Raw genomic sequence first — 9,357 nt, 5'->3', positions numbered from 1 at the left:
CCGGGTGTTGGGCAAGCTGCGCGAGCATGGCGCCTTATTGATCGGGGTTGGCTGGCCGGTGCAAAGGCTCGATGGTCAGATCCCAAGGGACAATTGGGATGTGCCGCTCGACGGCTTCGCCTCGCCGGAGGGGCTGGAGATGTTTCGGTGAAGGCCGAGCCTAGCTGGCGCAAACCGGCCGGAATTTTCGCCATCCTCGGCCTGATCCTGGTCTGGGGAGTGCTGGTCGCGTCCATGGCCGGAGCCGTCGGGCGCTGGCCGGTGTTGGTGCAGGCGATCTTCTACCTGATCGCGGGAATCGCGTGGATCCTGCCGCTAAAGCCGCTCCTTCGCTGGATGGAAACAGGTCATTTCAGGGCCTGAAACGAACCGTTCGTCGAAGGTTCATTGATTTTACTGTATTGGGTCACCAATTCACCGCCTCCCGACGATGCAGTTGAACTTACCCTTCGAGCCCCCGAGGCTTTGGCAGACCCATCCGCGCGAGACGATCGCGGTCGGGCTGCTCGGTGCTGCCTTGCTGGCGCTCGCCGGGGTCAGCGGGGCGACCCCCGCACTTCCTTCCTTTGGATCGCCCGAAACGGCAGTGCAGCCGGCATTGCCGCTGGCCAAGCCGCTGCCCGACCAGATCCGCGACCTCGCGCCCGAAGCCGCGCTGGCGGTCAATGCCAATATTCCGCTGGCTGGCGGCCCCAATCCCGCTGCGGCGCCCTTCGCCCTCGGCCAGGCGTCGGTCGACACGCGGGCGCGAGCGCTCGATTGCCTGACCAGCGCCATTTATTATGAGGCGGCGCAGGAGCCGACCGACGGCCAGCGCGCGGTCGCCCAGGTGGTGCTCAACCGGGTTCGTCATCCCGCCTTCCCCAACAGCATCTGCGGCGTGGTCTATGAAGGGTCGACGCGCCCGACCGGCTGCCAGTTCACCTTCACCTGCGATGGCTCAATGGCCCGCGCCCCGCTGCCCGACTTGTGGAACCGGGCGCGCAAGGTGGCCGACGATGCGCTGAAGGGCGCCGTATTCGCGCCGGTTGGCCTCGCGACCCATTATCACGCCAATTATGTCGTGCCCTACTGGGCCTCGAGCCTGGTCAAGACCAGCGTCGAAGGCGCCCATATCTTCTACCGCTGGCCGGGTGGCTGGGGCCGTCCGGCGGCGTTCAACGATCGCTGGACCGGCAGCGAGGGCAATCCGGCGGCGCTACGCGTCGCCGCGCTTAGTGCGCCACATAGCGTGACGCCGCTCGCGAAGGCCCAAACCGCGATCGAGAAGCTCGAAGCGTCGGGCGCCAAGTTCACCGAAGGCAAGGACGGCCGGGTCCGCCTGCTGTTCACGCCGGAGGCCCGCGAAGCGGTCGAGAAGGTCAAGGTGACGCCCTATATCGAGCGTGTCGCGGCGTCCGACAATCTGCGCTTTGCGCTCGACGGCGGCGCTCCTGCGGATGAACGTCCGCTTGGTCGCAGCCCAGCGGGCACGGCGAGCCCGGCCGCGCAATAAAAGCAGCCGACGCAGCTTATTCCAAATGAACAGAAATGGCGCGAGTGACGGGGCTCGAACCCGCGACCTCCGGCGTGACAGGCCGGCGCTCTAACCAACTGAGCTACACCCGCGTTTTGGGCAGGGCGGCCAACTAGGAGAGCGGCCCCACCCTGTCAACAAGGATGGACCGCTTTTTTAGGCCTCTTTTTCTTCCTCTTCGCCGACGTGGGTCAAGGTCCCGTCCTCAAACAGGAAGCCGGCGATGTCCGGAGTGCCAGCAGCGGCGAAAATCGTCTTGAAAATAATCAGCAGCGGGACCGCCAGCAGCGCACCGGTCGTGCCCCACACCCACGCCCAGAATGACAGCGAAACCAGGATCAGCAGCGGATTGATGGTCAGCCGGTGGCCGACGATCAGCGGCGTGATCGCATTGGCTTCCATCAGGTGCAGCGAGATGAAGATCAAAGGCGGCAACATCGCCGCCCAGGGATCGGCAAAGGTCATCAGTCCGCCCAGCGCAAGCAGCACAGCGGCGACAATCGGGCCCAGATAGGGGATGTAATTCAGGACCGCGACGATGCCGCCCCACATCACCGGCGAATCCATGCCAAGCGCCCACAGGATGGCTGCGGTCAACCCGCCCAGGCAGACGTTGATGACGGTGATTGTGCCGATATAGGTCGAGGTCGCATCGACCGTCTGCTGAATTACGCGGGCGGTGGTCAGCGCACCCTCGAAGCTGCCGCGGCTGACAATCGTCCGCTTGCGCATGCCGGTCCAACCGGCGAGGAAGAAATAGACGACGAGCAGGGCAAAGAAGAGCTGGATCGCTGCATGCGGAGCCGAAGCTGTGATGATGCCGAGCAAGGAATTGGGCGTCTCGACCCTCACGGTCCGCGCCTGGCTCGCTTCGAGCGAGATCCGCGCCGCGGTCTTGTCGATGAATTTCTCCAGGTTGGAGTAAAGGTCGATCAGCGGCGCCAGCGTATGCGTCACCCGGTCGATCCGCTGCGGGATCAACGCCACCCAGTCGATCGCCGGGATGACGATCGCCGCCATGGCGAAGACTGCAGTCGCCAGGAACACCAGCACGCACAGCAGCGAGGCGAGCTTCGCCGGCACACCGCGCCGCTCGAACCATTCCAGCATCGGCACAAGCGCGATCGCGACGACCAGCGCGGCAGTGACCGGAAGGAAGAATTCGGCGCCGGCGCGAAGCGCAAACGGCAAGGCCAGGATCAGGCCGACGCCGGCCATCAGCGTCAGCGACGCGAGCAGCCGGACACGCTTGACCTGAAGCGCCTCCATGTCGGGCGAAGGCGAATCACCTTGCTGGCCAATGCGCGCGTCCATGGCGGCATCTTAACCAACATTAGGTTGGCCGCCAGATGGCGCGGAAGCTGGGATTTTCGGAGCAAAATGCTCGGCAATACGCCGCATTGCCTGCGCTATTTGCTGGTGCCCCCGGTCCGACTCGAACGGACACGTCTTTCGACACTCGATTTTGAGTCGAGCGCGTCTACCATTCCGCCACGGGGGCACGCGGGCGCCTGCTAGCCGAGGCTTTTGCCTATGGCAATCAGTTGCGCGGTGCCTGGCGACGGTAGCTGAGCGCTTCGGCTACATGGATCCGGCCGACCGTTTCGGCTCCGGCCAGGTCGGCAATCGTCCGCGCAACCCTGAGTACGCGATGGAACCCCCGCGCGCTCAATCGCATCGCCGCGGCGGCGTCGGCCAGCAGCTTGCGGCCCGGCTCATCCGGCGTGGCGATGGCATCAAGCAGTTCGCCATCGGCTTCGGCATTGGTCCGGACGCCATTGCCGTTGAACCGCCGCGACTGGACTGACCGCGCCGCTGCGACCCGCTTGACGACCTCGTCGCTGCCCTCGGCGGGCGGTAGCAAGGTCAAGTCGGCGGCGCTGACGCCCTGGACTTCGACGTGGAGGTCGATGCGGTCGAGCAACGGCCCCGACACCTTGGCCTGATAGTCGGCGGCGCAGCGCGGCGCCCGCGCACAGGCCAGCGCCGGATCGCCGAGATGACCGCAGCGGCAGGGGTTCATCGCCGCCACCATCTGCACCCGCGCCGGGAAGGTGACGTGCATATTGGCTCGGGCAACGCTGACGGTGCCCGTCTCCAGCGGCTGGCGCAGCGAATCGAGCACGGTCCGCTGGAACTCGGGCAGTTCGTCGAGGAATAACACGCCCAGATGCGCCAGGCTGATCTCTCCAGGCCGCACTTTGAGTCCTCCTCCGACGAGGGCCGGCATCGAGGCGCTGTGATGCGGCGACCGGAACGGGCGGCGGCGTCGCAGCCGTCCGCCCTCCAGCTCGCCGGCCACGCTGGCGACCATCGACACTTCGAGCGCCTCGGCCGGTTCGAGCGGCGGCAAGATCCCCGGCAGGCAGGCGGCGAGCAGCGACTTGCCTGCCCCGGGCGGGCCGCTCATCAGCAGATTGTGGCCGCCGGCCGCGGCGATCTCCAGCGCCCGCTTGGCGACTTCCTGGCCCTTGACCTGCTTCAGGTCCGGTCCGCCGACCACCGGCTCGGCCTCGCCCGGCTCAGGCGGCCGAAGCAACTGCGTCCCTTTCAAATGCGACAGCAGGGCCAGCAGGTCGGGCGCCGCCAACACTTCGACATTGCCGGCCCAGGCGGCTTCAGCGCCTTGTTTGGCCGGACAGATCAGCCCCATGCCCTGCCCGCTGGCATGCAGCGCGGCGAGCAGCACGCCGGGTGATGTTGCAATCCGCCCGTCCAGCGCCAGTTCGCCGACGGCGATATAGTGCGACAGGCTTTCGGCGTCGGTCGCCCCGATCGCCGCCAGCAGGCATAACGCAATGGGAAGATCGAAGTGCGCGCCTTCCTTGGGTAGGTCAGCAGGCGACAGGTTGACGGTGATCACCTTGGGCGGCAGCGCAAGACCGATCGACGACAGCGCTGCCCTGACCCGCTGGCGACTCTCGGCAACGGCCTTGTCCGGCAATCCCACGATGTGGAATTTCGGCAGCCCGCTCGACAGCTGAACCTGGACCTCGACCGATCGTGCCTCGAGCCCGAGGTAGGCGACGGTGGCAACGGTGGCGACCATCAACGGCCGCCGTCCGCGCGACGCACACAGCAATGGCGCAAACGTCCCCCTAGCTCGGCATGCCAAGCCTAGACTGCATCCGAATCGTTACGCAAGCGCCCTTGTCTCGTCTTATTCCTTGCCCACATCGGTCACATGATCAGTCGCGAACAATGGCGGGCCTTTTTCGATCATCCCTGGGTCGAATGGTCTATGTTCGTCATCGGCATCGTGCTGCTCGGTGCGGCCCTGATCGTTGGTCCGATTCCAGGTCCAGGCGGGCTGTTCTTCGGCATTCCCGGCCTTATTCTGGTTCTGAAGTCGAGCATGTGGGCACGCCGCCACTATGTGAAACTAAAGCGGTGGGAAGGAAAAAAGGCCCCAAAAGTGCTCGGACGACCCGTCACGCCAACGCGTTGGGCAGATCTGATACTCCGCCGCCCAAGTGCGCTCCGCCGCGAGGCAATCCGTAAGGAACAGATGGCTGCCGGCGAGAGTGATCAAATCCACGATCAGCGTTGACTTCTGCGGCCCTCGCGACTATCCGCGCCCCCAACAACGGCCGCTTCGGCGGCCCTTTTTCATTCGAATTTAAAGGCATGAGCGATGAAGCGCACTTTCCAGCCGAGCAATCTGGTCCGCAAGCGGCGGCACGGGTTCCGCAGCCGCATGGCGACGGTCGGCGGACGCAAGGTGCTGAACGCGCGCCGCGCCCGCGGCCGCAAGAAGCTCAGCGCCTAGTTACCCTTACCAAGCGCTCGGATTTCCTCGCCGCCAACCGCGGCAAGCGCGCCCCCATGCCCGGATTCGTCCTGCTCGTCCGCCCGCGCGGCGATGACGACCCGACCATGCGCGTCGGTTTCACCGTGACCAAGAAGATCGGCAATGCCGTCGTCCGCAACCGGATGAAGCGCCGTCTGCGCTCGATAGCCCGCGAGTTGCTGCCGACAGACGGAATTCCCGGATCTGACCATGTGCTGATCGGACGCCAGGGCGGAAATGAGCGGGAGTTCGGTGCGCTTCGCCTCGATTTGGCCCGCGCTCTCAGAAAATTGGGCAGTCAGCAGAGTATTGCCCTGCTTCCAGCGCCATGATTGCCAAAGGCCTCATCCTGCTTACCCGGGCTTGGCAAAAAGGCCCAAGCCGGGTCCTGCCGCCCAGCTGCCGGTTCCAGCCAAGCTGTTCGGCCTATGCAATCACCGCTTTGCAACGCTATGGCGCGCTCAAAGGAAGCTGGCTGGCCCTCAAGCGCATCTTCCGTTGCCATCCATGGGGCGGACAGGGTGTTGATCCCGTCCCCTGATATTCAAGGACAGTCGAGTGAACGATAATCGCAACATGCTCCTCGCGATCGTGCTGAGCGCCCTGGTGCTGCTCGGCTGGGGGCTCTTGTCCGAGAAATTCTTCCCGACGCCGCAGCCGCCCGCCCATCAGGTCGAGAGTGGCAAGACGAAGCCGGCCGCGCAGCCTGCCGCCATCCCGGGCACCCCGGCGCCGCAGACGTTGCGCGAACGCCCTGTCGTGCTGGCCGAAGCGCCGCGCGTGCGCATCGAAACGCCGAGCCTCGAAGGTTCGATCAATCTGAAGGGCGCCCGGTTCGACGATCTCGTCCTGGTCAAGCAGCGCGAGACGATCAAGAAGGATTCGCCGCCGGTGCGCTTGTTGTCGCCGGCTGGAACGAAAGACAGCTATTTCGCCCAGTTCGGCTGGTCCGGCGAGGGCATCGCCACGCCCGACGCCAACAGCGTCTGGGCCGCCAGCGCACCCACGCTCGCCCCCGGCAAGCCGGTGACCTTGAGTTGGACCAACCCGACCGGCCAGCGGTTTGAGCAGGTCATCGCGGTAGACGACGGCTATCTGTTCACGGTCCGGCAGCGGGTGGTGAACGCCGGCACCAGTGCCGTCGCGGTTCGGACCTATGGCCTCACCAGCCGCTCGGACAAGAGTAAGGATCCGTCGACCTGGACCAACCATGTCGGGCCGATCAGCTATCTCGGCGGCAAGGCCGAATATGATGTCAAATGGGAAACGCTGGACGAGGACAAGTCGGGCGTCGTGCTGGACAGCCGCGGTGGATGGCTCGGCTTCACCGACAAATACTGGCTGACCGCCCTCGCCCCGGCCGCCAACGCCCCGATTGAGGCCAGCTTCAAGCGCACCCAGTCTGGCGCCTACCAGGCTGATTATGCCGGCGCGCCGTTCGTGGTCGCGCCGGGCCAGGCCGTTACCGGGGAAACGCACCTCTTTGCGGGCGCCAAGGATTACGACCTGCTGCAAAAATATGAGAAAGGCGGGATTGTCGAGCTCCATCGGGCAATCGATTGGGGCTGGTTCATCTGGTTCATGATCCCGATCTTCAAGGTGCTGCTGTGGCTGTTCGGTCAGATCGGCAACTTCGGCTTCGCCATCATCTGCCTGACGTTGATCGTTCGCGGCCTGATGTTCCCGATTGCCGACAAGCAGTTCCGGTCGATGGCCGGGATGCGCAAGATCCAGCCGAAGATGAAGGCGCTGCAGGAGCGCTACAAGGACGACAAGCCGCGGCTGCAGCAGGAAATGCTGAAGCTGTACCAGGAAGAGAAGATCAATCCGGCCGCGGGCTGCCTCCCGATCCTGCTGCAGATCCCGGTGTTCTACGCGCTCTACAAGGTGCTGATGGTCAGCGTTGAAATGCGCCACCAGCCGTTCGCGCTGTGGATCCATGACCTGTCCGCGCCCGACCCGGCCACGGTCCTCAACCTGTTCGGCACGCTGCCTTTCACGCCGCCGGGCTTCCTCGCCATCGGCGTGCTGCCGATCCTGCTTGGCGTCACCATGTTCATCCAGTTCAAGCTCAACCCGCAGCAGATGGACCCGGTCCAGCAGCAGATCTTCAGCTTCATGCCTTGGGTGCTGATGTTCGTGATGGCGCCGTTCGCGGCCGGCCTGCAGCTCTACTGGGTGGTATCGAATATCCTGACGATCGGCCAGCAGGCGTGGCTCTACAAGCGCTACGACATGCACCTCAGCGACACGCATCCGGTCAAGACCTGAGGTGACTGACGAAGCCGGCATTGCCGAACGTGCCCGAAGGCTCTTCTCGGGGCCGATCGAGTTCCTGAAGTCGGCGCCGAAGCTGGAGCATTTGCCCCAGCCGACCGTGCCGGAGATTGCCTTCGCCGGCCGCTCCAACGTCGGCAAGAGCTCGCTGATCAACGCGGTCACCAACCGCAGCAAGCTGGCCCGCGCGTCGAACACGCCGGGCCGGACGCAGGAGCTCAATTATTTCGATGTCGGCAAGCCGCTGACGCTGCGGCTGGTCGACATGCCCGGCTATGGCTTTGCCGAGGCGCCAAAAGACATGGTCAAGCGCTGGCGCTTCCTGATCAACGACTTTCTTCGCGGCCGGCAGGTGCTAAAGCGCGCACTGGTGCTGGTCGACGCCCGCCACGGGCTCAAGGACGTCGATCGCGACATCATGAAAATGCTCGACGATGCGGCGGTCAGCTATCACCTCGTCCTGACCAAGGCCGACAAGGTCAAGCCGACCGACCTCGACGCAACCATTGAGGCGATTCGCACCGAAGCCGCGAAACATCCGGCGGCCCACCCGCTCATCCTGCCGACCTCGAGCGAAACCGGAAGCGGCATCGCCGAGTTAAGGACGGCAATCGTGGAAGCGGCCCAAAATTGAAACAGAAAACGCCATGAAGCTGATCATCGGCAACCGCGCCTATTCGAGCTGGTCGATGCGCGGCTGGCTGGCGCTGAAGCATGCCGGGTTCGAGTTCGAGGAGCTGGTCGTCCCGCTGTTCGATGAAGTCTGGGAACAGCGCCGCGAAGGCGACGAATTTGCCCCGTCGCTGGGCAAGGTGCCGATCCTGTGGGATGGCGAAACCGTCATCTGGGACAGCCTGGCGATTATCGACTTTTGCGCCGACAAGGTCGGCCGAGAGCGTTTCTGGCCCGAGGACGAGGCGGCTCGCGGCATGGCCCGTTCGATGGCCGCCGAGATGCATAGCGGATTTTCAGCCTTGCGCCGCGAGCTGCCGTTCAATGTCCGCCGCAACTTCGGCTCGGCCGAACTCTCGACCGAGGTCGAAGCCGACATCAACCGCATTCTCAATCTTTGGGCACAGGCCCGCGCCCGCTTCGGCGGCACCTGCGAATATCTGTTCTGCAACTGGAGCGCGGCCGACATCATGTTCGCGCCGGTTGTCACACGCTTCGTAACTTATGGCGTGCGCGTCCCGCCGTTCGCCGCCGCCTACATGGAAGCGGTGTTGCACCGCGCCGATGTGGTTGAATGGATCGAGCAGGCCCAGGACGAGCCCTGGGTGATCGAATCGATCGAGGCCGCCGGGACCGCCTAGCCCCGCCTCGGATATTCCGTCCCGTCACGGTGCACGAACCGCCCGTCGTCCGTGAATAGCATATCGATGTCGGAATATCCGCCCGCCGTCCGCTTGCCAGCGCTGATCGCAACAAAGCTGCAAGGCTCGTCTGACCTGTTGATCAGATGGTGCCCAGTGGCGTTCCCCTTGGGCCAGGCCAGTATGTCACCGGCCTTCACCAGGGTTTCGCCATCATCCTCGACAAGAATGGCGGTTCCCGACAGCATGATGACCATTTCGTCCTCGGTATCGTGCCAGTGACGCTGGCTCGACCAGCCGCCCGGATCAAGTGTGACATGGCTGGCGCCGAGCTCGGTCAAGCCCGCTAGCGGCGCGATCCGCTTCCACCACCTCCCCGCCATCTCCTTGTGGAATGGGTCGGGGTAACCGGTGGCGTTGGAAGGAGCGACTGACTCAAGATCGACTTTCGGCATGGCGAT

General features: G+C 64.6%; 11 protein-coding genes, 2 tRNA genes and 1 pseudogene. 9 read left to right on the top strand and 5 right to left on the bottom strand.

Translation table 11 applies throughout. The annotated features are described in order from the left end of the window. Positions 1-147: 147 nt before the first annotated feature. Together Q0C64_RS04780 and Q0C64_RS04775 are read left to right on the top strand one after the other, a co-directional pair. Positions 148-363 carry a DUF2842 domain-containing protein gene (locus Q0C64_RS04780; protein WP_294121181.1) on the top strand — a complete coding sequence of 72 codons (216 nt, stop codon included), beginning with the start codon at positions 148-150 and terminating at the stop codon, positions 361-363. A 67-nt stretch (positions 364-430) separates the two neighbouring features. Next, the gene (locus Q0C64_RS04775; protein ID WP_294121180.1) at positions 431-1,495 is read left to right on the top strand and encodes a cell wall hydrolase; all 1,065 of its coding nucleotides are present in this window, start codon (positions 431-433) and stop codon (positions 1,493-1,495) included. A gap of 36 nt (positions 1,496-1,531) precedes the next feature. Here the strand turns inward: Q0C64_RS04775 and Q0C64_RS04770 are convergent. The 4 genes from Q0C64_RS04770 to Q0C64_RS04755 form a co-directional block, all read right to left on the bottom strand. Next, positions 1,532-1,608 (bottom strand) — tRNA-Asp (locus Q0C64_RS04770). Between the two features lie 64 nt (positions 1,609-1,672). Beyond that, the gene (locus Q0C64_RS04765) at positions 1,673-2,785 is read right to left on the bottom strand and encodes an AI-2E family transporter (RefSeq protein ID WP_294121186.1); all 1,113 of its coding nucleotides are present in this window, start codon (positions 2,783-2,785) and stop codon (positions 1,673-1,675) included. A 148-nt stretch (positions 2,786-2,933) separates the two neighbouring features. Then, positions 2,934-3,017, bottom strand: a tRNA-Leu gene (locus tag Q0C64_RS04760). A gap of 39 nt (positions 3,018-3,056) precedes the next feature. After that, complete coding sequence (locus Q0C64_RS04755) at positions 3,057-4,565, bottom strand: YifB family Mg chelatase-like AAA ATPase (protein WP_294121179.1); 1,509 nt, start codon at positions 4,563-4,565, stop codon at positions 3,057-3,059. A 135-nt stretch (positions 4,566-4,700) separates the two neighbouring features. On the opposite strand from Q0C64_RS04755, the gene Q0C64_RS04750 reads away from it, so the two are divergent. The 7 genes and pseudogenes from Q0C64_RS04750 (at position 4,701) to Q0C64_RS04720 (ending at position 8,896) form a co-directional block, all read left to right on the top strand. Then, complete coding sequence (locus tag Q0C64_RS04750) at positions 4,701-5,066, top strand: hypothetical protein (RefSeq protein ID WP_294121178.1); 366 nt, start codon at positions 4,701-4,703, stop codon at positions 5,064-5,066. A gap of 84 nt (positions 5,067-5,150) precedes the next feature. Beyond that, positions 5,151-5,285 carry a 50S ribosomal protein L34 gene (rpmH, locus tag Q0C64_RS04745; RefSeq protein WP_037504084.1) on the top strand — a complete coding sequence of 45 codons (135 nt, stop codon included), beginning with the start codon at positions 5,151-5,153 and terminating at the stop codon, positions 5,283-5,285. Between the two features lie 11 nt (positions 5,286-5,296). Then, a pseudogene (gene rnpA / locus Q0C64_RS04740) lies at positions 5,297-5,638 on the top strand (ribonuclease P protein component); the annotation flags it as partial. Then, positions 5,635-5,847, top strand: coding sequence for a membrane protein insertion efficiency factor YidD (gene yidD, locus Q0C64_RS04735; protein ID WP_294121175.1), 213 nt, complete (start codon positions 5,635-5,637; stop codon positions 5,845-5,847). The pseudogene rnpA and the gene yidD, both read left to right, overlap by 4 nt. Positions 5,848-5,864: 17 nt before the next feature. Then, positions 5,865-7,577 carry a membrane protein insertase YidC gene (gene yidC / locus Q0C64_RS04730; RefSeq protein WP_294121174.1) on the top strand — a complete coding sequence of 571 codons (1,713 nt, stop codon included), beginning with the start codon at positions 5,865-5,867 and terminating at the stop codon, positions 7,575-7,577. Position 7,578: 1 nt separating this feature from the next. Then, positions 7,579-8,217, top strand: a complete 639-nt coding sequence (gene yihA / locus Q0C64_RS04725; RefSeq protein ID WP_294121173.1) for a ribosome biogenesis GTP-binding protein YihA/YsxC — start codon at positions 7,579-7,581, stop codon at positions 8,215-8,217. Positions 8,218-8,230: 13 nt separating this feature from the next. Beyond that, entirely contained in the window at positions 8,231-8,896 is a 666-nt protein-coding gene (locus tag Q0C64_RS04720) for a glutathione S-transferase family protein (RefSeq protein WP_294121172.1), read from the top strand. Here Q0C64_RS04720 and Q0C64_RS04715 read toward each other — a convergent pair. Beyond that, a complete protein-coding gene (locus tag Q0C64_RS04715; RefSeq protein WP_294121171.1) occupies positions 8,893-9,351 on the bottom strand; it encodes a cupin domain-containing protein in 459 nt (152 codons plus the stop codon). The two genes, Q0C64_RS04720 and Q0C64_RS04715, sit on opposite strands and share 4 nt — an antisense overlap. Positions 9,352-9,357 lie beyond the last annotated feature (6 nt).

Source organism: Sphingomonas sp., from assembly GCF_023266535.1.
Classification (GTDB): Bacteria; Pseudomonadota; Alphaproteobacteria; order Sphingomonadales; family Sphingomonadaceae; genus Sphingomicrobium.
Note: the sequence above shows the minus strand (reverse complement) of the source record. Positions and strands in the feature narration are given on the sequence as shown.